The following is a 22,894-nucleotide window of genomic DNA, read 5'->3' as shown; positions in this document are numbered from 1 at the left end:
ACAATGAGCGATTTACTTTACAGCGTTGAGAATGGGGTGGCGTACCTCACCATGAACCGCCCCGAAGCCCGTAATGCACTCTCCACCGAAATGCGCGAGCAAATACGCGAGCGCCTGGAACAGATCAGAGTCGATGATGAGGTTCGCTGTGTGGTGTTGAGAGGTGCCGGTAAGCACTTTATAGCCGGTGGCGATGTAAAAGGGTTTATGGAATTCACAGAGTGGACGCCAGAGCAGCGGCGAGCCCGTTTCACCAGGCGCGTTCAGGAATTGAATCCCATCATGGGCCTGATGCGCAGTCTGAACAAACCGATTCTTGCCAGTGTGCAAGGTGCCGCTGCCGGGGCCGGAGTGAGCCTGGCGCTGTGCTGTGATCTGGTGATGGCCTGTGAAAAAGCCTTTTTCACTTTGGCTTACACAGGCATAGGAACGACCCCGGACGGTGCCGGCACCTATCAACTGCCACGACTGGTCGGTGAAAAGAAAGCCATGGAGCTCACTTTGCTGGGTGAGCGGTTTTCCGCCCAGGACGCCGCAGGCATGGGCCTGATCAACTGGGTAGTGCCTGAAGGCACCCTGGAAGAACGCACCAAAGCCATGGCAGAGCGCCTCGCCAAGGGTCCCACTCATGCCTACGGCAACGCCAAACGCCTCATCCTGCAATCACTGAGTTCTTCATTGGAAGCGCAACTGCAAGCCGAAGCGGAATCCTTTGGAGATTGCACGGCAACCGATGACTGGGTGGAGGGCGTGCGCGCGTTCAACGAAAAGCGCAAACCCCAGTACACCGGTAAATAGCCCTACCTTATTCCTACCCAGTCAGCAGTGTTACAGGAGACCCCGGATTTATGACTACCCAAAAACAACATACACGCGCCCTGACCGGGATAGTTTGCGGAGACCAGCATCTCAGTCATGAGGCGTTTCAAAACGACATCAAGCGTGCTGCAACCGGGCTGAGAGAGGCTGGCGTTAAACCGGGCGATTGCGTCGCTATTTTCATGCGCAACGATATTCCGTTTATGACCCTGTCCAGAGCCACAGCCTATATCGGTGGTTATGCGGTGCCAATCAATTGGCATCTGGTGGGTGAAGAGCTGACGTATATCCTCCACGACTGCGCGGCCAAGATACTGGTCATACATGCCGATCTTTGGCGCAAGGTCAAAAACGAGATTCCGGAAGGTGTCCAGTGCATTCTGGTAGAGACGCCCAAGGCGTTACGCGAGGCGTTTAATCTCACACCCGAAGACTGCAAAGTGCCGAACGATCAAATTGCTTTCGCCCGGTGGCTGGCGGAATCTGATCCGATTGCTGATCCTCCGCAGGAAGGGCCGGCGTCCATGATCTATACCTCCGGCACCACCGGGCACCCAAAAGGCGTAAGGCGGAAGCCCTTGCCCCCTGAAAATGCCAAAGAGATGCAAGCGTTCCGGTCGCGGGTATACGGCTGTAAAGAAGGCGTGCGCGCCATGGTTCCAGGCCCGCTTTACCACAGTTCGCCCAATGGTTTTGCCATGCAGTCATCGAGGGTTGGTGAGTTGCTGTTGATTGTGCCGCGCTTTGATGCGGAGTCGTTTCTGGCATTGGTTGAGGAGTACGCAATCACGGCGGCGGTCATGGTCCCGATAATGTTTATTCGGTTATTGAAGCTTCCTGAAGATGTGCGTAACAAGTATGACCTTTCCAGTCTCGAGTTTGTTGTGCATGCGGCCGCGCCTTGCCCCGCCGATGTGAAAACCCGGATGATTGAATGGTTCGGCCCGGTTATCAACGAGTTTTACGGCTCGACGGAATCCAGTGGTGTTACTGCCTGTACCTCTGAGCAAGCGCTGGCAAAGCCGGGTACCGTGGGCACAACCGTGCCAGAAGCGGATGTCCGTATCCTGGATGCTGAGGGTAATATTCTACCGCCAGGTCAGATTGGTGAGATTTACTCGCGCTTCCCGAATATGGACTTCACTTACAACCGTAAGCCGGAAGAACGCGCAGCGATCGACCGGGATGGCTATATCACCTCCGGCGATATGGGTTATTTTGATGAAGACGGCTTTTTGTTCATTGCCGATCGCATCAAAGACATGGTTATTTCCGGTGGCGTTAATATTTATCCGGCTGAAATTGAAGAGGTCTTGCACAACTGCCCGGGGATTAAAGACTGCGCGGTATTCGGGGTTCCTGATGCGGAATTTGGTGAGTCAGTGATGGCTGTTATCGAGACTGACGACGGTAATGATATCGACGTCGAAAACGTGAAAACGTATCTTCGAAAGCACCTGGCAGGCTATAAAGTACCCAGACGTATTGAAGTTGGGCACGATTTGCCCCGCGAGGATTCAGGCAAAATCTTCAAGCGCCGTCTGAGAGATAAATACTGGCAGGCTGCCGGGCGAAGTATCTGAGCACAAAACCAAAAAAATCCTGCTGTGATAGCTTCCTCAAGGGCGCTGTCACAGCAGGATTCGGGTATTTTCAAAAGACTCAACTTGTCGGTTTACTGTCCTTTGAAGGCTGCAGGTCGCCGCTCTTGAAAAGCGCCAATCCCTTCTTCGAAATCATCTGTTTTGAACGCCTTGCCCTGACAACTGGCTTCAAACGCCAGAGCTTCTTCCAGTGTTGCCGTTTGCGCCAACTCGATTTCTGACTTGATCAAACCGAGCGCCACTGTGGGGCCTTTGGAAAGTTTTAGCGCCAGCGCCAGGGCATCATCCTGAAGGCTGGCGTCTTCGCTGATGCTGTAAATCAGCCGCATGTCGAGGGCTTCTGAGGCAGAAATGCTCTTGCCCAGCATGGCCAGAGCACGGGTACGTGCAGCGCCTATGGCTCGTGACAGAAAGAAAGATGCGCCGCCGTCCATTACCAGGCCAATTCGCGCAAACGCCAGACTGAAGTTTGCGGATTCATTCGCAATGGCAATATCAGCGGCCAAGGCAAGGCTGAACCCTGCGCCTGCGGCGGGGCCGTTTACAGCGGCTATAACAGGTACAGGAATGCTGCGCATAAGAGAGACAAGCTTGTTTATGCCGTCTTCCATCTCCTGTTGAATCGTGTCCCGCCGCGCAAGAATCTTGTCCGGCTGCAAATCGGCGCCAACGCAAAAACCCCGCCCCTCCGCGCGGATAAGGATGGCCCGTGCCTTTGGTTCATGTGCTTGCCCGGCCAGTGCGCTAATTAACCCGTCACGCATTTCCTTGGTCAGAGCGTTCAGTTTATCTGCCCGGTTTAATGTGAGTATGAGCAGGTCGTCCTGCCATTCCGTTAATAAGTCACTCATTGGAATTTTGCCTGTGCCTAATGTAAACGTAGGTAGTCTACTAAGGTTGGCACGTGGCTAGCTTGGCGACCAATAGATAAATTTGTACCGGGGTATGCGATTTTAATATATGACCGGGCAAGTGGGCTTTTGCACAAGTTTTAAATGTGTTCTTTTATAGTTATTAGGCATGGCCACTAGCCATAAGTTGTAGTGGTCCGGCTCCGGGGGCGGTGCTATGGTCGAATGAAATTCGCTACTGCTTTTGGGGAGAATATAATGTTAAAAAAAATGGTGTCTGGCGCAGTTTTGATGTGCGCTATGGCAGGGACGGTATCTGCAGATATGGTACTGCGCTTTGCTGAGGGCTCGCCCAACCGTGGGAGTCGCGCAGTGGCAGTAGAGCATTTCATGGAAGAGGTGAAGCAACTGTCTGGAGAGAAGCTCAAGTTCGATATCCACTGGGGTGGTGCGTTACTCGATTATAAAACCATGACTGACGGGATTTCCCGTGGCACAGCCGATATGGGCACCATGCTTGCCGCCTACACACCCCAGAAACTGAAAGCTCTCACGATTGGCGATGTGCCTGTAGGCTCTTCGGATCCTTGGGTGGGTACTCGGGCCATGTATGAACTGATGACTACGAACAAGGTTATGCAAGATCTACTGGCGCGCCAGGGGCTGGTTTACATCACCGGCTATTCCAGCACAGGGGTTCAGTTTGAATGTGGTAAGGGTAATGAGATTCGCACCGTAGAGGATATCAAGGGTAAGCGGATACGCGCCATTGCCACCTATGCCAAGGTGTTGGACGAGCTGGGTGCGAGCTTGGTTAACCTGACGGCGGGCGATTTCTATCAGTCGATTGATACCGGGCTGGTCGATTGCAGCGCGAGTTACCTGTACACCATACGCACCATGAAGACGTTCGAAGTTATTGATAACGTCACACTGGTGAATTGGGGGCAGATTAACGGGTTTGCCACATTGATGAACCTCTACACCTGGGAGGATCTCTCCAAGGAAGAGCAGGCCATCATGCGTGAGGCCGGATCTAACGCTGTAGATTATGCCGCCAAACTTCAGATTGAAGAGATGGAGCTGGTGGTTGATGGCCTGCGCACCGGGTCGATCGGTAAAAAAGTGACTGTGTACGAAATGGCCGACGAAGAGAAAGCCAAACTGGAAAAAGCAGCTGAAAAGTATGCCCGTGACTGGATCGATAGCATCACTAAAGACGGTGTGGATGGTCAGAAGCTATGGGACGAATATCAGGTTCTGCTAGCGAAGTATGAGAACGAGCGTGATACCAAGGGCTACCCCTGGGACAGGAAATAACGACCGGTTTATTATAACTTTAAGACCAGAGAGCCCGCAGGCATGTTCCATGCCTGCGGGTTTTTTCATTCAGATTAACGCTGCCAGGGATAACCTTTGCTATCTTTCTCTTCCTGGTACTTGGCTAGTAATGCTTTGAATTCATTCCATATGCTCTGGCCGTCTACACCATCCTGGTTCGCTTGATCAATCCATTCCTGGACGTATTTTTCTGCAGCCACATCAAGTGCGGAACGGTCTTCTTCGGGCAGTTCATATAGCTCTGCCTTCTTGCCGATGGACCCGGTGCGCAGGCCATCAACCACCAGCTCCATCTCTTCAATCTGAAGTTTGGCGGCATAATCTACGGCATTGGAGCCCGCTTTCTGCAAAACCGCTTGGTGCTCCGGAGACAGATCGTTCCATATATCAATATTCATCAGCGTTGCAAAACCAAGGAGCTGGCCCCAGTTGGCGATTGTGTAGTTAGACGCCACTTCGAAGGTTTTGAACGCTCTGATGGTGTAGAAATAGGATGCGCCGCAGTCAACGAGGCCCGTGTCATAAGCCTGGTAGGCGTCACTGATGTTCAGGTTTATCAGGTTGGCACCCAGGTCATCGAGAATTTTGGCAAAGTTGCCAACAGCCCGCATGCGTTTGCCTTTGATGTCAGCTATCGACCGAATCTGTTTGTCGCCTGCGCACTCAAACTGCGCCCCGGTGGTCGAGAATCCGGTCAGGTATACAAAACCTTGATCTGCCAACAGTTTTTGCATGTCCTTATTGGTGGACATCAGCTCGTACATGGCGCGAGTGCCTACCCAGGGGTCGGAATAGGCTGTGGGTATATCGCCAATGGTTAACGATCTCAGTTTCTTTGGATCATAGGCGGCAAGCATGGTGCCCATGTCGGCTGTGCCACCGGCTACGCCACCAACCATGGATTTGTAATTCAGCAACGCGCCACCCCAGTGGGTGTCAAAGGTCAGCTCACCGCCAGAAAGCTTCTTCACATCCTCAATCATATGGAAAACGGCGTCCGCCCGAGCACCCCGGTTTGGTGACCCTTCGGCATAACGCAGCTGTGTCGCGGCAGAAACCGTCGTTGTCAGCGCCAGTGTGAGGATAGAGCTGGAAATCAAAGTTTTTATCATTGTTATCTCCATTTTTGGTTTTAGACATTTATCAAGCTATCACTCCGGTTATTTACCAGCCAATAGCAATGCGGTATGCAGTCGATGCTGATTTTATATACTGAGTATTGTTTGGTTGGGGTTGTTTTGTTCCGTGGAAAAGACTGTGTGAGGATCTCATCTGATAGCAAAACTGGTGGTGCTGTATGCCGAAAATGTATTTCTGTCTTCATGAGTTTGTTGAGAGACTCAATGCAATGTTTATTTGTTCTTGTTTATTTTAATTGATTTTAATACTTAGTATTAGAAATAAACTCAACTATTAGCTTTTCATTTGATGACTTAATGGTGGTCTCTTAAGCCCAGGTGGCGGTATTTGATTGGGCTTTTGTATTAAATAAAAACAACAGGATAAGGAGTCTTGCTATGACTATGACCTTCGAAATATCGGAAGACGTTAAACTGCTTGGCCCGGATGTAATCTGCCATGCGCCCAAGGAAAGCTCGCCACTGCTGTTTATAGAGCCAGCCGGAGAGCGGCTCCAGTCCCGGAAGCCTTTTATTGATTGGATGGAGTCTCATCGCGACCTGCTCGACAAGCTCATCATCACCCATGGCGGCGTTATCTTGCGCGGCTTTCCTGTGCGCGAAACTGAAGATTTTGGGGCGATTGTTGGGGTATTTCCGTCTTACGACGGCGATTACCTGGGTGGACTCGCTCCGCGAAGCCAAATTGCAGGCAAAGTGATGGAAGCAACCCGGCTCGATAAAAATGCAAAAATTCGTCTGCACTCAGAAATGGCCTATATGCAGAGTTTTCCGCCGAGAGTCGCTTTTTTCAGCAAGGAAACCGCGCACACAGGTGGCGCTACCATTGTTGCGGATACGCGAGGGCTATTTGAGTCACTTCCATCCGATTTGCAGGAAAAACTGGAAACCCACGGCGTGATGACGGTGCGTAACTTTGCGGAACCAACCGGGCAGTTGGAAGCATCGGTTCCACATGTAGATCTGCGGGGATGGGATGTTGCCTTCGAAACAGAAGACAGGGACGAAGTGACAGAACGGTGCAAGGAGCGAGGGCTGGAGCCCATCTGGAATAAAGATGGGAGTTTGACCATGGTGAACCGCACTGCGGCGGTGGTGGAGCACCCCGATACCGGGCAAAAGCTCTACAGATCCAACCTCCATATCTACAGGGTCGACAGCAATATGGCCGGTTTGGATCCTGAAATCATCCGGCGGCTAAAGGAGACCCAGGAGCGCCCCTCTGGCACCTTCCTTGGCAATGGAGACTCCCTTACTGAAGAAGAAGCCTTGCACTTCACCAGATTTCTCGACGAACGGGAGCGAGCCTGGCAGTGGAAGGATGGCGACGTGATGATTCTCGATAACTTGCAGGTTTGGCATGGCCGCAACCCGTTTGATGGAAGTCGCGACGTGCAGGTGGCAATGCTGGGATGAAGAACCTGATGAAATCTGACGGCAGAGGAGGCCTTTCATGAAAGTAGCGATAGAGCAGGTTCGTGATGTGGTGTCACCGGAAGAGTGGGCGGCCCGAGTGGAGTTGGCAGCCTGTTACAGGCTGGTCCACCACTATGGTATGACCGATATGATCTATAACCACATTTCGGCGCGAATTCCCGGCACAGAGCATTTACTGATTAACGCCTATGGGTATCTCTATAACGAAATTACCGCATCCAGCCTGATAACCATTGATCTGAACGGGGAGGTGGTTCTGGAGCCGCAGAGCCCTCATGGATATGGTGTCAATCAAGCCGGCGCGCTCATCCATACGGCTGTGCATCAAGTGCGCCATGACGCCATGTGTGTGATACACACCCACACGCGTGCGGGCATGGCCGTGTCGGCTATTGAGGAAGGGTTGCTGCCTTTGACCCAGAGCGCCATGCGGTTTTACAACGCCGTGGCGTACCACGAATACGAAGGCCCGGCTCTTAATCCGGATGAAAAGGCCCGGCTCCAGAGGGATCTGGGCGAGCATAACGTGATGATCCTGAGAAACCACGGCCTTCTGGCGGTTGGCCCTTCCGTAGGCGAGGCTTTCAGTCGCATTTATTGGCTGGAAATGGCCTGCAAAGCCCAGGTCGATGCCTTGTCCATGGGGCGGAGGCTCAATATGCCAACTCAGCAAGCGTGCGATGCGACGGCAGATGTGCTGCACCCAAGCAAGCGGGGCTTGTTGGGCAAGCGTGAGTGGCCTGCGCTCCTGCGGATGCTCGATCGCACTGACCCGTCTTATGCCGCTTAACGAATATCCGCAGCCGCTGCGAATATGATGTGCCCGGCGAGCCCGGAAACAGGGCTCGCCGCCTCCTTCCATGCCCCTGATAGGCTCCATGCCTTTTCTATATAGATTGTATCCAATATAGATAATGGTTTGGGGTGTTTGGACTTGATATCTTGATAGGTCCTGAAAAAACAACTCTTCTACGGGGCCGGATATGTCAGTACGACCGAGTAATAAGGGGCAGTTGCCTGAAAAAGGCTCTGTTCCGACATTGATCTCCATGGGTTTTCGGGACCTGCTCGGTTTCGAGTTGGTTGAATGGCGTAAAGACTGGGCGGTCGTCGAACTTGAGCTCAATGAAACCCACCATAACCGCAATCGCTTCGTCCACGGAGGTGTGGTTATGTCGCTGCTGGACACCGCTTGCGGTTTTAGTGGTGTGTATTGCGACGTACCCGGCAACCTCCGGCGCTGCATTACCATCTCGATGAACACCAGTTTCATGAAACCTGTCTCGGAAGGGGTGCTTCGCGCTGAGGCGCGGGTGGTGAGCAGTGGTCGCAAAATTTTCTTCGTAGACGCCCGGGTATTTCATCAGGACACACTGGTCGCAACGGCCTCGGGCACGTTTCGCTATGTTGCCGGTGGTGAAGATGAGCAGGGTGTGCCAGCGGAGTAGCCAGGGAACCGTCTTAGCAAATAAAAATATAGGTAATATAGAATTTATATAATTGTTAGAGGTTTTTGCGAGTGCTAGTGTCTTTTTAAAGTGGATTGAAGAGCAGGAAGTATAGCGTTGGCAGGTGAGTATTTTTGTCGAAACGCCACGCCCCTGACTCTGCCAATCGTTGTGATAACAAAAATCTGAGCAATCTCATGAGGTCACGATTATGAAACATCCTTTAAGGCTCGTCAGTATCACTGTTTTTCTTGTCTTTGCCCTGGTTGCCCAGGCTTCGGCTCAATTGGTTTTGCGCTACGCCGACGGCAGCCCGAATCGTGGGACGCGGCCGCAGGCTCTGGAGTACTTCGCCAGTGAAGTAAAGAGGTTGTCTGGTGGTGAGATGGTGGTTGAGATTCATTGGGCCGGAGCCCTGCTCAAGTACAGTGCCATCATGGATGGCGTTGTTTCAGGCACGGTTGATATGGGGACAGTGTTGTCTGCCTATAACCCGCGCAAGCTCAGTGCCCTCAGTATTGGAGATATTCCTCTGGCTACCTCTGACCCCTGGGTGGGGATGCGTGCCATGTATGAGCTGGAAACCACCGAGCAGCAGCTCCAGGATTCATTGGCAGAGCAGGGGTTGGTGTACGTGAGTAACTTCACCTCCACAGGGGTGCAGTTTGAATGCACCGAGGGCAATGAAATCCGTACTGTGGATGACATCAAAGGCAAGCGCATGCGCGCATCGGCAGTTTACGGCAACGTGCTGGGTGACCTTGGCGCCAACATGGTCAGCATGACTTACGGTGATGTGTATCAGGCACTGGATTCTGGCCTGGTGGATTGCCTGGGCAGCTATTTTTACACCATGCGCGCCTACAAGACCTACGAAGTGATTAGCACAGTGACCCGTGCTGACTGGGGTCAGTTAATGGGGTTTGCCATTGCCATGAACCAGTACACCTGGGAGGACATGACGGACGACCAGAAGGATGTTATTCGCCAGGCGGGCTCCAGCATGGTGGATCGTTTTGCACAGCTGCAGATTGATGAGATTGAGGTGGCTGCAAAAAGCCTGGTGTCCGGAGAGTGGGGCCCTACCATTCCAGTGACTACTATGGATGAGGTAGAGCGCCAGAAAATTCTGGATGCGACTACCAAGTATCGTGATCTCTGGATCAAGGAAGCCACTGAACGCGGGCTGGATGGTCAGAGAATCTGGGATCGTTACACGGCACTGGTACAGAAATATGAGCAACAACGGGATCAGGATGGCTACCCCTGGAACCGCTGATCAGGCTGGGTAGGTGTTCGTCATAGGTACTAGAGGATAATAACAATGAAGCCTGTTAAAACTATGAAAAAAGTAATGTTTGCTCTGGCGTTAGGACTGATTGGAGTGGGTCAGGCCGTAGCGGAAACCACGTTCCGGTATGCCGAGGGCACACCTAACCGCGGCACCAGAGCAGAGGCATTAGAGTTTTTCGCGGAAGAGATCAAACGTGAGTCCGGTGGTGAAATGCGGCTCGACATCCATTGGGGCGGGGTTCTGTTGAAGTACAGTGCCATCCTGGACGGGGTGTCTGCCGGTACTGCAGACCTTGGAACGGTACTGGCCGCCTACCAGCCGCAAAAGTTGCAGGCACTGGCCATTGGTGATTTACCGCTGGCTAACTCGGACCCCTGGGTCGGTCTGCATGCGATGTACGACCTGATGACTCAGAACGAGCAGATGAAGCAGGCGCTGGCAAAGCATGACTTGATTTATCTTGGTAACTACACCACCACAGGCGTTCAGTTCGAGTGCACAGAAGGTAACGAGATTCGCACCCTTGAGGACTTGAAAGGCAAGCGCATGCGGGCTTCAGTTACCTACGCCAAGGTTCTCAAGGATCTGGGTGCCAATCTGATCAATATGACCTATTCAGACATCTATCAAGCGTTGGAAACGGGGCTTGCGGACTGCTCTGCGGCGTATTTTTATGCGATGCAGGCGTTCAAGACGCCGGAAGTCACCCATTCGGTTACCCGGGTCGACTGGGGTCAGATCATGGGGTTTGCCCTGGTGATGAACCGGTACGTTTGGGATGATCTCACGCCCGAACAGCAGCAAATCTTCCGTAATGCCGGTATCGCTATGACGGATCATTACGCCCGCCTGCTACTGGAAGAGATAGATGACGTTTCCGCTAATCTGCCCACGGGTAAGCTGGGCAATAAAATCGAAATGATCGAATTGCCAGAGGAAGATCGGCAGAAACTGTTCAGCGCCACTGAAAAATATGTTCGTGAGTGGATTGAGCAGTCCAACAAGTTGGGCCTTGATGGCCAGGGAATCTGGGATCAGTACACCGCTTTGGTGAAGAAATATGAAGCTGAGCGAGATGAGCGAGGTTACCCATGGGATCGATAGAGAGTTATCACGGGCGCAGTATAGGCATGGCCTGCTCCAGGGGCGTAACCCGCGCCCGAGGGTTTTTGGCTGGCCTGGAAAATATACTGCTGTACATAGCTGTGTTCTGCATTTTGGCGCTCGGCGTCATCATCATGGCAAGTGTAATACTGCGTGAGCTTGGCTACTCCGGCGTTTCTGACGAGGTGGTTATCGTTGGCGAATTGATGATTGGAGCACTGATTTTGCCGCTGGCATACGTGGCGGCAGACCGGGGCTTTATAGCGGTAGAGGTATTTACCAACCGTTTTGGTCCTCGGGTTCAGATCTCGTTGAATATCTTGAGTGCGGTCGTCGGTTTGTGCGCCGTGGCGCCTATTGCGTATGCCGCATATATATCGATGGTAGACGCCATCGATAGTGGTTCGTATTTCTTTGGATTGCTGGAGTTGCCGAAGTGGCCCGGACGCATCGCGTTTTTCATCGGCTATGGCATCTTTTTTATCCGGCTCATCGATCTGGCGATTTTTGAAACACTGGTTTTGTGCGGAGTAGTTCGTCCACACAGTGCTGAGCAGGCGGAGGAGTAAGCACGATGGAACCTTCAGTAATTGGCATGTACGGTTTCAGTGCCGCGATTGTTCTACTGGCTATGCGGGTACCTATTGGGTATGTGCTGGTAAGTGTGGCTTCCGTTTGTTCTTTGGTGGCCTACGCCTGGCGCCCGGGTGGTGATTTTACCTTCATGCGGGGCTTGAGGCCGGCGCTGGGGTTAATTGAGTCCAACGCTTACGACTTCATCCATTCGTATCCTTTGAGCATGATTCCGCTGTTCATAGCCGCTGGGCACATTGCCTATCATTCACGCATAACCACGGATATCTACGAAGCCATGCGAGTCTGGCTTGCCAAGCTTCCGGGTGGTCTCGCTATTGCGTCCTTGTTCGGTTGTGGTGGTTTCGCTGCGATCACTGGCTCAAGTCTTGCGTGCGCCTCCTCTATGGGCCGGATCTGTGTTCCAGAAATGTTGCGCTTCGGCTACAGCCCGCAACTCGCGACATCTACTGTTGCCATGGGTGGAACCCTGGGCGCACTGATACCGCCAAGTGTGTTGTTCATTATCTATGGCATGTTTACTGAGCAATCTGTCAACAAGCTGTTTCTGGCCGGTATTCTGCCGGGGCTTTTGAGCCTGGCTGGCTTTATTCTGGTGGTTGTTGTGTGGTCGCTGGTGAGGCCCTCGGCCGCGCCCGTGCCAAAAGATCTGAACTTCACAGGCAAAGAACGGCTTAATGCCGCGATTAAGGCTTGGCCAGCTCTGATGCTGATGACCATCATCATTGGCGGCATATACGGTGGACTATTTACGGCAACAGAAGCCGCAGCCATCAGTTTGGCTTTTGCCTTGGGGTTTGGTGTTCTTTCCCGTCGCCTGACCTGGTCTGATTTCATGGCGTCAATGCGCGAGACTGCCTATCAGTCAGCCGGACTGTTCTTTATCGCAGTTGGTGCCAAGATTTTTGTTTCCTTTGTGTCGCTCACTGGCGTGACCGGCGTGCTTGTAGAGGCAGTCGCAGCAGCCGGGTTTGAAAACTGGATGGTGTTGCTGTGCATCGTGCTGCTTTATGTCGGTCTGGGTATGTTCCTTGACCCACTCGGCACCATGTTGCTGACCCTGCCGTTCGTTATTCCCCTGGTTGAAAACATGGGCCTCGACCTGATCTGGTTCGGTGTCATTGTTATCAAGCTGCTGGAAGTGGGTTTGGTAACACCCCCGGTTGGATTGAACGTGTTTGTCATTAAGAGTGTGATTTCACGAGAGATTCCGGTGCATACGATTTTCTTCGGTGTAATGAAATTTATGGTTGTTGATTTGATTGTGGTGGGCTTGTTGTTGGCTTTCCCGATTATTTCACTGCTATTGCCAATGAGCATGTCATAGCGATTGGAAGCGATCGTCACTGAACATTGTAAATCTATAAGAATAGAGCAGGGTTTTTATTATGTTGGCCAAGGCGAATACGCGAAACGATGAACCGTCCATGAGTTTTGGTGAGATTCTGGAAACCACAGCTGCGCGCTGGCCAGATGCACCTTCAATCACGGATGAAGGTCGTACCTATACCTGGGCAGATACCGCTGATCGTTGCCGTCGCCTTGCTAACGCGCTGGCTCTGCGAGGTATCCGGGCCGGAGACCGGGTTGCGTATCTCGGTTTCAATTCACACCGGTTGTTCGAGATGTTCTTTGCGCCATCTCTTATCGGTGCAATTGTGGTGCCGATCAACTTTCGCTTGTCCCAGAGAGAAATGATTGAGTGCCTTGAAGACTCCGAGCCAAGAGTATTGGTTGTCGATGGGTATCATCTTGCTCAGGCTGAGGCGTTAGTTGCTGCTTGTTCCGCGGTAGAGATTGTTATCAATGCCAGTGAGTTGAGCACGCCGGAATACCAGCTCTCGTATGAGGCACTGATTGAGGAAACCAGCGCCGAGCCGATGGGTGAGCGCAGTGGTGGCGATGATACGCTTGTGCTGTTTTTCACCGGTGGCACTACGGGGCGCTCCAAAGGCGTCATGCTGAGCCATGCTAACCTGTTGGCAAACAGCCGTGGCACCATTCCTCTGTATGAGTTGGTAGAGCTTGGGCGCTACTTGCTTGTTGCCCCTATGTTTCATACGGCGGCTGGTTCCCGGGTATACACCGCGGTAACCCTCGGTACCCATACGATTCTGTTGCCGAAGTTTGATGTCGAAGAGGTGATGGCGACCATTGAGAAGTACAAAATCAATGGCTTGCAGTTAGTGCCTACTATGTTTCAGATGATTCTGGATCACCCGAAACTCGATGAATTCGACCTGTCCTCTTTGAAAATGGTTGGCTACGGTGCATCGCCTATGCCGGTCGCTTTATTGCAGCGCGCCATTGATAAATTCCCGGGTATTCGCTTTTGTCAGGCCTACGGAATGACGGAAGCGTCGCCGGTTATTACAACCCTTGGTCCCGAGGACCATGTGATTTCAGGTGGTGGCGAATCCAAGTTGCATACCGTAGGGCGGCCAACATCCTACGTGGATCTGAAGGTTGTTGATGCCATGGGCCGCAGCGTACCCCAGGGAGAAACAGGTGAGATAGTGGTGCGCGGGCCAAACATAATGAAGGGGTATTGGCGAGCACCTGAGCAAACAGAGGCTGCTTTGCGTGATGGCTGGTATCACACTGGAGACAGTGGCTATTTCGATGCAGACGGATACCTGGTTCTGGCAGGCCGAATAAAGGACATGATCGTCAGTGGTGGCGAAAACGTCTATCCAATTGAAGTTGAGAACGTATTATCCCACCACCCTGCCATTGTTGAGTGTGCTGTTATTGGCGTACCGCATCAAATTTGGGGTGAGTCGGTTCATGCGGTTGTTCGCCTGCGTGATGGTAGCGGATCAGTGACAGAAGAAGAACTGATCCAGTATTGCCGCGATCGCATTGCACATTATAAGTGCCCAACCGGAATTACTATCCGGGAAGAACCAATGCCAATGTCTGGTGTTAACAAAATACTTAAAACGGAACTCAGGAAGAGTTATGTCGATAAGTGATAATTTCATTTTATTTCGTATGTGATTGGTGTATCTGAGCTATAGATAAAGTGTATTTGTTGTTATTTTCTCTGTTGATATTATTGATTATGTTGAGTGTTGTAGTTTCATTTTGCATTTCAGGTTTTGGGTTTTCTTGAGAAAGAAAACCCTTTTTTATTTATAGCGTCAGATCCTCCAGAGATTGTTTTAGGAGTGGTTCGTTATGCAGAACATCAACTTTAATTTTCCTGCACCTATAGTTGATCCGAGTGTTGAAACGCTCCGGATGGACGTGCGCCAATTTCTTGCCGATGAGCGGCGCAAAGGTACCTTCCACCCGGGAGCTGACTGCTGGTGTGCAGGCATTGATACGGACTTTACTCGCAGGCTGGGGCAAAAAGGCTGGATTGGTGTCACCTGGCCAAAAGAATATGGCGGGCAGGAACTAACAGCTCTTCATCGTTACGTCATCACTGAAGAGTTGCTGGTGGCAGGCGCGCCTGTGCATGCGCACTGGATTGCTGACCGCCAGAGCGGCCCGCTTATCCTGCAATCCGGCACCAAAGCCATGAAGGAAGGCATCTTGCCACGTATTGCGGCAGGCACATGCTACTTTGCGCTCGGGCTAAGTGAGCCAGGCGCGGGCTCCGATCTTGCAGCGGTCAGAACACGGGCATTACCCACCGAAGGAGGGTGGCAAATTACCGGAACCAAACTCTGGTCGTCAGGAGCGCAGGTTTGCGAATACATGACGGTATTGGCACGAACCAGCAAGGTAGACGAAAACCACCGCCATGCCGGGCTCACCCAGTTTTTGGTGAGACTGGATTCTCCGGGAGTCAGCATTCGCGGCATCCGGGATATGAGCGGCGTCGAGCATTTCAACGAAACCAATTTTGAAAATGTTTTTGTACCGGACGATGCGGTGCTGGGTGCCGTTGGTGATGGCTGGAAGCAGATCACTGGGGAGTTGGCTATGGAGCGGTCTGGCCCTGAGCGCTTTTTGAGTACGTTTGTTGCGTTGGAAAGGGCGTTCTCCGAAATGGCTGCAATGCCGGAAAACTCACACCAAAAAGCGGTTCTGGGCCGTCTGGTTGCCCGGATTCGTGCGTTACGCAGCATGTCTCTGGGGATTGCAACGCTGCTGCAAAATGGACAATCGCCGGAGGTAGAAGCTGCAATTGTGAAAGACCTGGGAACCCGGTTTGAGCAGGAAATAGTCGAAAAGTTACGGGAGTTCTGGCCAATCTTTATGTCGCAGAACAGCGGTGATGACTTTCAGAATCTATTGTCGGAAAGCCTGCTTCGGCAACCGTCGTTCACACTTCGTGGCGGTACCAACGAAATTCTGAAGGGCATTATTGCACGCGGTCTCGGGCTGCGTTGAGGTGTTTTATAAGGCGCACCACGCAGGTCGTGAATGAATAGTAGCTGACAATAAAAGAGGCATCCGATGGAACAGTCTGATCAGTTAATTCTGGATACCGCAGAGCGCATTTTTGCAGACCACTGCAGCGCTGACGTGGTCAATGCCGCCGATAGTGGGCACTACCCAACCGAACTATGGGGAGCGCTGAAAGAAGCCGGGTTGTTGCTCGTCTGGGTGCCCGAGGCTGAAGGTGGCGTGGGTGGCTCTATGGGGCTGGGATTCTCGCTCATAAGGCGTGCTGCCCGTTACGCATTACCCGTGCCATTGGCGGAATCCCTGGTGGCCAACTGGTTGCTGGCTCAGGCAGGGCTGGCAAGCGGCGAACAGAGCAATGGTTTTGCGCTAGCACTGGATGCGCTACCTGAGCTGAATAATGGAGAGCTACACGGCGTTGTTGAAGGGGTAGCGTTTGCCTCTCAGGTGTCGCAACTGGCTGTGCCCTGCCTGCAATCAGGGCAGTTAACGATTGCATTGGTTAACGTTGATGCCTGCGAGATCAGCGAACAGCGGAGCCTGGCGGGGGAGCCCCGAAGCACCGTTGCGTTTAAGGGTGCGGTGCCTCTTGCCTCCGGAACGGTTCACAGCGGGGGGGCAATCGAGTTGGCACGGGGCATGGCCGCGCTTACCCGGGCTCATCAGATTGCTGGCGCCTTGGAGCATATTGTGACGCTCACTGTAAATTACGTGCAGGAACGGAATCAGTTTGGCCGGGCCTTGTCACGGTTTCAGGCCATTCAGCACAGTGTGGCGGATATAGCGGGTGAGAGTGCTCTGGCCAACGCGGCTGTTGAGCAAGCGGCCCGAACAGTATCCCAGCCTGACTGCGAGTTTGATGATGCGCTAATGGCCATTGCCACAGCAAAGTCTGTAGCTGCCGAGGCTGCTGGCAAGGTCGCACAACTGGCACACCAGGCCCATGGCGCCATGGGCTTTAGCCATGAATACCCGCTGCAGCAGTACAGTCGCCGAATGTGGTGCTGGCGTGAGGAATTTGGCTCCGAGTTCTATTGGAACCAGTGGCTGGGGCAGCATGTAGCTAGCAAAGTCAGCCTGACCGACGAAGGCGGTGCCTGGGCCTCTATTGCACGAGCCTATTGAAGAGTGGGCATATCAACGGAGATACACAATGACAACCTACAACGATATTGATGTTGAGTGGCACGGCCATGTCGCTGTGGTCGAGATACAGCGGCCTCCCCTTAACTTCTTTGATAACTCGCTGATTCAGCAGATTGCCGATTGTTTTGATGAGCTGGGACAGGATGACCGCTGCCGCGCCATTGTGCTTGCTGCGCAAGGCAAGGCATTTTGCGCTGGCGCCGATTTTTCCTCATCAGGCAAGGCATTATTTGATCCGGATTCTCCGGACAGTGCTATCCGGCTCTATCAGAACGCCATCCGCCTGTTCGGTTGTAAAAAACCCGTCGTCGGTGCTATTCACGGTGCGGCTGTTGGCGGCGGGCTTGGCCTGGCGTTGGTTCCGGACTTCCGTGTTGTTGCGCCGGAAGCCAGGTTTGCTGCGAACTTTGTACGGCTGGGAATCCACCCGGGGTTTGGCATCAGCTCTGTGCTGCCGCGAATTATAGGTGCACAAAAAGCTAATTTGATGCTGCTGACAGGCCGGCGAATAAACGGTGAGCAGGCATACGAATGGGGTCTGGCAGACCAGTTGTCCAGTGCTGCGGCTGTGCGTGATGACGCCATCGCACTGGCTGCAGAAATTGCCGAATGTGCGCCTCTGGCCGTGGAATCAACTCGTGCTACTTCACGAGTTGGGCTGATTGAAGAGCTCAGGGAACGGGTAAAACACGAGTTTGCCGAGCAGGTATGGCTGGCGAAAACCGAAGACCACCTTGAAGGTGCTCGTGCAGTAGGTGAGCGCCGACTGGGTAAGTTCAAACGTGCTTAGCCGAATTTGCGGTTATTAACGTTACAACAAGAGGATTTTGTAATGGCAGATGCAGTTATCGTATCCACAGCCCGTACTGGCTTGGCTAAATCATATCGTGGTTCTTTCAACAACACTCACAGCCTTGATATGGCCGCACATGTTATCGAGCATGCTGTGCAGCGCGCCGGTATCGACCCGGGCGTGGTTGAGGATGTCATCCTCGGCGCAGCCTACCACGAAGGAGCGCAGGGCAAAAACATGGCTCGGCAAGCGGCAATTCGGGCCGGTTTGCCGGTGACAACTGCGGGTCTGTCCATTAACCGTTTCTGCAGTTCTGGCCTGCAATCCATCGCTCTGGCATCGCAGCGCGTTATTTCGGAAAAAGTGCCCGCTATGGTGGCAGGCGGTGTTGAATCGATCAGTTTGGTCATTAACGACAAGCTCAACAAATACCGCGCTACCAACGAATGGCTGATGAAACACAAGCCTGACCTGTACATGGCGATGATCGAAACTGCTGATATTGTGGCTCAGCGCTACGGTGTAAGCCGTGAATCGCAGGATGAATACTCTCTGATCAGCCAGCAGCGCGCTGCGGCCGCCCAGAAGAACGGCCTGTTCGATGATGAAATCGTGCCCATGGAAACCACCATGCTGGTGAAAGACAAGGCGACGGGCGAAATGAGCGAAAAGCAGGTCACGGTGGATCGTGACGAGTGCAACCGCCCCGATACCACCGCAGAAGGCCTGGCCTCATTGGAGCCGGTGCGTGGTCCTGACCAGTTTATTACCGCAGGTAATGCGAGCCAGCTGTCGGACGGTGCTTCGGTGTGTACGGTTATGAACAGCCAGTACGCGGAAAAGAACAACATTGAGCCTATCGGCATCTTCCGCGGATTTGCGGTGGCGGGTTGTGAGGCAGATGAAATGGGCATAGGCCCGGTGTTTGCGATTCCCCGGTTGCTGGAGCGTAACGGCCTGACCATGGACGATATCGACCTGTGGGAACTTAACGAAGCCTTTGCTTCGCAGGTTGTGTATTGCCGTGATCGTCTGGGCATTCCCATGGAGAAGCTGAACGTGAACGGTGGCGCCATCGCCATTGGTCACCCGTTCGGTGTTTCCGGATCACGCCTGACCGGGCATGCGCTGCTGGAAGGCAAGCGTCGCGGTGCCAAACTGGTGGTTGTCACTATGTGTATTGGTGGAGGGCAGGGCGCGGCTGGTCTGTTTGAGGTAGTGTAACTCAGGCTTAAATAGCCAGAAGAGAGTGCCGCGATTCGGGAAACCGAACCGCGGCATCCGTAGCCGCGTTAAGAGGCGGCCGTCAGTTTGTTCCGAGCTTCTGCGTATTCATCCCGCAGTTGTGAAATCACCTCTGCAGCGGAGGTGATGGCAGTAATATTGCCCACGCCTTGTCCCGCGCCCCACACGTCTCGCCATGCTTTGCCCTTGGCACTTCCCTTGGAGCCAACCTTCATTTTGCTCTTGTCGGATTCAACCAGGTTGTCCGGGTCGAGCCCCACGTTTTCAATACTGCCGCGCAGGTAGTTGCCATGCACGCCGGTGAACAGGTTTGAGTAGATAACATCGGATGCAGTCGAGTCCACAACCATCTGTTTATAGGCGTCATCTGCGTTAGCTTCGTGAGTCGCTATAAAGCGTGTACCCATGTAAGCCAGATCTGCCCCCATAACTTCTGCGCTGAGAACATGATTTCCACGGGTGATCGAGCCCGCCAGAATAACCGTGCCATCGTAAAATTGACGAATCTCGGTCAGCAAGGCAAAAGGGTTAGTTGTTCCGGCGTGCCCACCGGCGCCTGCAGCCACCAGAATCAGGCCGTCAACGCCTACGCTAAGTGCCTTCTTGGCATGTTTTACGTTGGTGACGTCGTGGAAAACCAGACCGCCGTAGCTGTGTGCTGCCTTCACAACCTCAGTGGGGGCATGAAGGCTGGTGATGATGATAGGCACCTTATGCTTTACGCAAACGGCCATATCATGCTCAAGACGGTCGTTGGAGGGGTGAACGATCTGGTTCACGGCAAAGGGCGCTACTTTGGCATCCGGATTCTGCGCTTTATAGTCAGCCAATTCCTGCTTGATGGTGGTTAGCCACTCATCGAGTTTTTCGGCTGGTCGGGCATTCAAGGCAGGGAATGAGCCAACAATACCGGCTTTACACTGTTCCACCACCAGCTTGGGGTTGGAAATGATAAACAAAGGTGACCCTATAACCGGTATGGTCATATTGTCTTTAATTATTTTTGGTAGGCTCATTGAGCTTCCTCTCCTGTCTTGCTTTTTATTGGCAGATTACAATCTACCAAATAATAAGTAGCTGGCTATTATCGTTATTGTCTATGTCGTAGGCTTTTTCGGTATGGGCTTTATTTGTAATGTTGTTTTGACAATCTAAAGGAAAATAAGAAGTGCTGCGTACAGAGCAATTAGTACAGTCAGGTTAAATACGCCGTTCCATACGATGCCAAAAACGGCAGGGGTGACATCGGAAAAATTTGAAATAAAGCGCAAAGCTGCAGTGAAGGGCGATAAGCCGGCAAATACTGCCCAAGTGAGGGATATGACGACTACCTGAACGGTAGGCGGTATGGAAAGATCTGGCAGTTGCTGCAAAATGCCCAGAATAAGTGTGACAGTAATGATCGGATTAATGGCAAGCAACGATGACAGGAGAATGGTCAGGGATATTATGATCATCAGCCAGGCATCGCCAATATTGGCCTGTTCTATCCAGTTATTTATCCAGGCGGGATCAATCAACGGAATAAGAATCACGCCAATAAAACCGGAGGATGCAAACAGGGCGACTTCATTGCGCTGGTTGGTGAAAGTTACCGGAAATGACCGGGTGACTCGCCGGGCAACGAGAGCCGCAGTCAGGCGCGCATTTGAGCGCCGGTATTGGAAGCTGATCCAGATTACGCCAATAAAGGGCACGCACATCAGCAGAGCTGAAAACATTTGCAGGCCGGTGAGAACCGATACGGCAATGGCGGTGGCAGGTATCAGCGCAACCAACAGAACCAGAGGAAGCAAATAGTACAGCCGGTGATTGGCTCCCGGAGTCACCTTTCGCTGCGGGTAGGAAATCCGGTCAAGAACGGCCCCCCACAGGATAAATACGGCGGCCAGAAGAAGCCCCACCGGTGCGTAGTGCTCCCACTGCAGGCTGGGAATGGCAGACAGCACCAGAAGCATGGTAACGGAGGTGGGTGACCACAATGGAATACTGCTGAAACCTCTGAGCACCGCTGTCAGCATTCGCCGGCTGCGGATGCCGGCAACGCGCTTCTGCTCATCGGTATCACCATAATGAATGGCGCGTTTCACCATGGTGCCAAGCACGTTCAGTGCGCCCACATTGAGCATAACGCTGAACAAGTGGGAGCCGAAGGACATCAGCAGGTAGCGCCGCCCAGGTGGCTGGTTAACCATAATCGTGCCGCACCGGCGCACCAGGGGTGAACTGCCCGCGGCTTCTCTGAGTACGGCAAGGGATGTCAGGAAAAATGTGAAGAAGGCGCCCCGGTCTATGGCTGCCGCCAGCTCGGGCCAGGTGATGTCATAATTGAACCAGAGCGTAAGCCCAAGCCCGATCGCGACAATCACAAAAAACTGGAACGTCCGGTGTATCTGGCGCCACTGAAGTGTCAGAAACAACAGAATAGACACGCCTGCCAAGAGGCTGGCCCATTGCGAGGCGCCGAATTCAACAACCACGGCGCTCAGGGAAACCGCCATCAAGCACAAGGCTGAGAGGTTAAGATGCCATAGAGCGCCGCTTTGTTTCTCTATGGTGGCCGTGGTTGCACTCACGTGGGTAAGGATATTTGGGCAAGCTTCTGTTGGTGATGGTCTGCATCACCGAACAGGGTGTTGATTACCATTAAACGTTTTACGTAATGGCCAACCTCCAGCTCATCTGTAATGCCCATGCCGCCGTGCAGCTGAATGGCCTCGTTTCCGACCATTCGGCCATTGCGGCCAATCATGTACTTCAAGGCGTGCAGGCTGCGATCGGCATCGCTGGTCCCTACCGAGCAAACGGTCCTGTAGAGTAAGGAGCGGCTCTGCTCGCAGGCCATGAACATATCCACCATGCGATGCTGCAATACCTGGAATGATGAAATAGGCGCGCCGAACTGTTTGCGGGCTTTGGTGTATTCCTGTGTGATGTCAGTGAGCTTGTTCATAATGCCCAGCGCCTCGGCGCACAAGGCAAGAACCGTACTGTTGACGACCTTTTCAATCAGGCTGTAACCGTCACCTTCATCGCCAAGCAACTGGTCGCTTGTCACGCTCAGGTTTTCAAACCGGATGTTGGCAGCCAGTTGCCCATCCATAAGCCGGTAAGCTGTCTTATGTACACCGGTGGCATTGGCATCAATCACAAACAAGCTGATGCCTGCGGTGTCGAACTGTTCCCCACTGGTGCGTGCTGCTACCACTAGCCGGTCTGCTGCAGCGCCATTCATTACCAGCGCCTTTTCACCATTGAGCACATAGCCTTCACCCTCACGGGTGGCCGCAGTTTTGATATCTGCAAGGTTGTAACGGCTTTGGCGCTCCTGATAGGCGAAGGCGCCTTGCAGTTGCCCGGCAATCAGGGGCTCCAGCAGGCTGTGTTTCAATGCTTCTGGCGCACCAATATCAACCAGGCTGCCGAATAGCATAACCGTTGGAATATAAGGCGATGCCACCAGGCCTTTGCCCAGCTCTTCCATTAGTACCATGGTGTCTGCTGCGTTTCCGCCGAATCCACCACCGGCTTCGGAAATAGGCACGGATAGCCAACCAAGCTCCGCAAATGTCGCCCAGGTGTCGCGGTTAAATCCTTCGGGCAGCCTTACGTCTTTTTCGCGGACTTCAAATGAATACTGCTGATCAATGAAACGGGCAGTACTTGCTTGCAGCATTGCCTGTTCTTCAGAAAGATTAAAGTGCACGGATATGACTCCTC

General features: G+C 52.9%; 20 protein-coding genes. 15 read left to right on the top strand and 5 right to left on the bottom strand.

Translation table 11 applies throughout. The features are described from left to right. The first annotated feature begins 3 nt into the window (after window positions 1–3). Both RG807_RS15540 and RG807_RS15535 read left to right on the top strand, forming a co-directional pair. Window positions 4–798: an enoyl-CoA hydratase/isomerase family protein gene (locus tag RG807_RS15540; RefSeq protein ID WP_309045712.1), complete on the top strand. Its 795-nt coding sequence runs from the start codon at window positions 4–6 to the stop codon at window positions 796–798. A 50-nt stretch (window positions 799–848) separates the two neighbouring features. Further along, window positions 849–2,402, top strand: a complete 1,554-nt coding sequence (locus tag RG807_RS15535; protein WP_309045711.1) for an acyl-CoA synthetase — start codon at window positions 849–851, stop codon at window positions 2,400–2,402. 92 nt (window positions 2,403–2,494) lie between these two features. Here the strand turns inward: RG807_RS15535 and RG807_RS15530 are convergent, their stop codons facing one another. Continuing rightward, complete coding sequence (locus RG807_RS15530) at window positions 2,495–3,274, bottom strand: enoyl-CoA hydratase-related protein (protein WP_309045710.1); 780 nt, start codon at window positions 3,272–3,274, stop codon at window positions 2,495–2,497. Between the two features lie 258 nt (window positions 3,275–3,532). Between RG807_RS15530 and RG807_RS15525 the strand changes: the two genes are divergently transcribed. Then, on the top strand, window positions 3,533–4,594 hold the full coding sequence (locus RG807_RS15525) for a C4-dicarboxylate TRAP transporter substrate-binding protein (protein WP_309045709.1): 1,062 nt from the start codon (window positions 3,533–3,535) through the stop codon (window positions 4,592–4,594). Window positions 4,595–4,668: 74 nt separating this feature from the next. On the opposite strand, the gene RG807_RS15520 is transcribed toward RG807_RS15525, so the two are convergent. Then, the gene (locus tag RG807_RS15520; protein WP_309045708.1) at window positions 4,669–5,727 is read right to left on the bottom strand and encodes a C4-dicarboxylate TRAP transporter substrate-binding protein; all 1,059 of its coding nucleotides are present in this window, start codon (window positions 5,725–5,727) and stop codon (window positions 4,669–4,671) included. Between the two features lie 405 nt (window positions 5,728–6,132). On the opposite strand from RG807_RS15520, the gene RG807_RS15515 reads away from it, so the two are divergent. From RG807_RS15515 to RG807_RS15460, 12 genes are all read left to right on the top strand, one after another. Continuing rightward, a complete protein-coding gene (locus RG807_RS15515) occupies window positions 6,133–7,170 on the top strand; it encodes a TauD/TfdA family dioxygenase (RefSeq protein ID WP_309045707.1) in 1,038 nt (345 codons plus the stop codon). 37 nt (window positions 7,171–7,207) lie between these two features. After that, window positions 7,208–7,981: a class II aldolase/adducin family protein gene (locus RG807_RS15510; RefSeq protein WP_309045706.1), complete on the top strand. Its 774-nt coding sequence runs from the start codon at window positions 7,208–7,210 to the stop codon at window positions 7,979–7,981. Between the two features lie 193 nt (window positions 7,982–8,174). After that, window positions 8,175–8,639, top strand: a complete 465-nt coding sequence (locus RG807_RS15505; protein WP_309045705.1) for a PaaI family thioesterase — start codon at window positions 8,175–8,177, stop codon at window positions 8,637–8,639. Window positions 8,640–8,850: 211 nt separating this feature from the next. Continuing rightward, window positions 8,851–9,918: a C4-dicarboxylate TRAP transporter substrate-binding protein gene (locus tag RG807_RS15500; protein ID WP_309045704.1), complete on the top strand. Its 1,068-nt coding sequence runs from the start codon at window positions 8,851–8,853 to the stop codon at window positions 9,916–9,918. 45 nt (window positions 9,919–9,963) lie between these two features. Further along, complete coding sequence (locus RG807_RS15495) at window positions 9,964–11,037, top strand: C4-dicarboxylate TRAP transporter substrate-binding protein (protein ID WP_309045703.1); 1,074 nt, start codon at window positions 9,964–9,966, stop codon at window positions 11,035–11,037. Beyond that, window positions 11,025–11,606, top strand: a complete 582-nt coding sequence (locus RG807_RS15490; RefSeq protein ID WP_309045702.1) for a TRAP transporter small permease — start codon at window positions 11,025–11,027, stop codon at window positions 11,604–11,606. Before RG807_RS15495 ends, RG807_RS15490 begins: the two co-directional genes overlap by 13 nt. Before the next feature lie 5 nt (window positions 11,607–11,611). Beyond that, complete coding sequence (locus RG807_RS15485) at window positions 11,612–12,958, top strand: TRAP transporter large permease (RefSeq protein ID WP_309045701.1); 1,347 nt, start codon at window positions 11,612–11,614, stop codon at window positions 12,956–12,958. Between the two features lie 61 nt (window positions 12,959–13,019). After that, a complete protein-coding gene (locus RG807_RS15480) occupies window positions 13,020–14,606 on the top strand; it encodes an acyl-CoA synthetase (protein WP_309045700.1) in 1,587 nt (528 codons plus the stop codon). Window positions 14,607–14,811: 205 nt separating this feature from the next. Further along, a complete protein-coding gene (locus RG807_RS15475) occupies window positions 14,812–15,975 on the top strand; it encodes an acyl-CoA dehydrogenase family protein (protein WP_309045699.1) in 1,164 nt (387 codons plus the stop codon). Window positions 15,976–16,041: 66 nt separating this feature from the next. Then, on the top strand, window positions 16,042–17,115 hold the full coding sequence (locus RG807_RS15470) for an acyl-CoA dehydrogenase family protein (RefSeq protein ID WP_309045698.1): 1,074 nt from the start codon (window positions 16,042–16,044) through the stop codon (window positions 17,113–17,115). Between the two features lie 28 nt (window positions 17,116–17,143). Further along, the gene (locus RG807_RS15465) at window positions 17,144–17,926 is read left to right on the top strand and encodes an enoyl-CoA hydratase/isomerase family protein (protein ID WP_309045697.1); all 783 of its coding nucleotides are present in this window, start codon (window positions 17,144–17,146) and stop codon (window positions 17,924–17,926) included. A gap of 42 nt (window positions 17,927–17,968) precedes the next feature. Beyond that, window positions 17,969–19,153, top strand: coding sequence for an acetyl-CoA C-acyltransferase (locus RG807_RS15460; RefSeq protein ID WP_309045696.1), 1,185 nt, complete (start codon window positions 17,969–17,971; stop codon window positions 19,151–19,153). A gap of 68 nt (window positions 19,154–19,221) precedes the next feature. Here RG807_RS15460 and RG807_RS15455 read toward each other — a convergent pair whose 3' ends face one another. The 3 genes from RG807_RS15455 to RG807_RS15445 form a co-directional block, all read right to left on the bottom strand. After that, window positions 19,222–20,190 carry an NAD(P)H-dependent flavin oxidoreductase gene (locus RG807_RS15455; protein WP_309045695.1) on the bottom strand — a complete coding sequence of 323 codons (969 nt, stop codon included), beginning with the start codon at window positions 20,188–20,190 and terminating at the stop codon, window positions 19,222–19,224. Window positions 20,191–20,325: 135 nt separating this feature from the next. After that, window positions 20,326–21,750, bottom strand: a complete 1,425-nt coding sequence (locus tag RG807_RS15450; RefSeq protein WP_309045694.1) for a hypothetical protein — start codon at window positions 21,748–21,750, stop codon at window positions 20,326–20,328. Further along, the gene (locus RG807_RS15445) at window positions 21,747–22,880 is read right to left on the bottom strand and encodes an acyl-CoA dehydrogenase family protein (RefSeq protein WP_309045693.1); all 1,134 of its coding nucleotides are present in this window, start codon (window positions 22,878–22,880) and stop codon (window positions 21,747–21,749) included. Before RG807_RS15445 ends, RG807_RS15450 begins: the two co-directional genes overlap by 4 nt. Window positions 22,881–22,894 lie beyond the last annotated feature (14 nt).

Source organism: Marinobacter sediminicola, from assembly GCF_031157525.1.
Lineage (GTDB): Bacteria > Pseudomonadota > Gammaproteobacteria > Pseudomonadales > Oleiphilaceae > Marinobacter > Marinobacter sediminicola.
Note: the sequence above shows the minus strand (reverse complement) of the source record. Positions and strands in the feature narration are given on the sequence as shown.

Coding starts and splice junctions, on each gene's coding strand:
- RG807_RS15455 (WP_309045695.1), bottom strand. CDS start 20,190: ATGAGCCTACCAAAAATAATTAAAGACAATATGACCATACCGGTTATA.
- RG807_RS15485 (WP_309045701.1), top strand. CDS start 11,612: ATGGAACCTTCAGTAATTGGCATGTACGGTTTCAGTGCCGCGATTGTT.
- RG807_RS15540 (WP_309045712.1), top strand. CDS start 4: ATGAGCGATTTACTTTACAGCGTTGAGAATGGGGTGGCGTACCTCACC.
- RG807_RS15515 (WP_309045707.1), top strand. CDS start 6,133: ATGACTATGACCTTCGAAATATCGGAAGACGTTAAACTGCTTGGCCCG.
- RG807_RS15500 (WP_309045704.1), top strand. CDS start 8,851: ATGAAACATCCTTTAAGGCTCGTCAGTATCACTGTTTTTCTTGTCTTT.
- RG807_RS15490 (WP_309045702.1), top strand. CDS start 11,025: ATGGGATCGATAGAGAGTTATCACGGGCGCAGTATAGGCATGGCCTGC.
- RG807_RS15460 (WP_309045696.1), top strand. CDS start 17,969: ATGGCAGATGCAGTTATCGTATCCACAGCCCGTACTGGCTTGGCTAAA.
- RG807_RS15530 (WP_309045710.1), bottom strand. CDS start 3,274: ATGAGTGACTTATTAACGGAATGGCAGGACGACCTGCTCATACTCACA.
- RG807_RS15535 (WP_309045711.1), top strand. CDS start 849: ATGACTACCCAAAAACAACATACACGCGCCCTGACCGGGATAGTTTGC.
- RG807_RS15525 (WP_309045709.1), top strand. CDS start 3,533: ATGTTAAAAAAAATGGTGTCTGGCGCAGTTTTGATGTGCGCTATGGCA.
- RG807_RS15495 (WP_309045703.1), top strand. CDS start 9,964: ATGAAGCCTGTTAAAACTATGAAAAAAGTAATGTTTGCTCTGGCGTTA.
- RG807_RS15475 (WP_309045699.1), top strand. CDS start 14,812: ATGCAGAACATCAACTTTAATTTTCCTGCACCTATAGTTGATCCGAGT.
- RG807_RS15510 (WP_309045706.1), top strand. CDS start 7,208: ATGAAAGTAGCGATAGAGCAGGTTCGTGATGTGGTGTCACCGGAAGAG.
- RG807_RS15520 (WP_309045708.1), bottom strand. CDS start 5,727: ATGATAAAAACTTTGATTTCCAGCTCTATCCTCACACTGGCGCTGACA.
- RG807_RS15465 (WP_309045697.1), top strand. CDS start 17,144: ATGACAACCTACAACGATATTGATGTTGAGTGGCACGGCCATGTCGCT.
- RG807_RS15470 (WP_309045698.1), top strand. CDS start 16,042: ATGGAACAGTCTGATCAGTTAATTCTGGATACCGCAGAGCGCATTTTT.
- RG807_RS15505 (WP_309045705.1), top strand. CDS start 8,175: ATGTCAGTACGACCGAGTAATAAGGGGCAGTTGCCTGAAAAAGGCTCT.
- RG807_RS15480 (WP_309045700.1), top strand. CDS start 13,020: ATGTTGGCCAAGGCGAATACGCGAAACGATGAACCGTCCATGAGTTTT.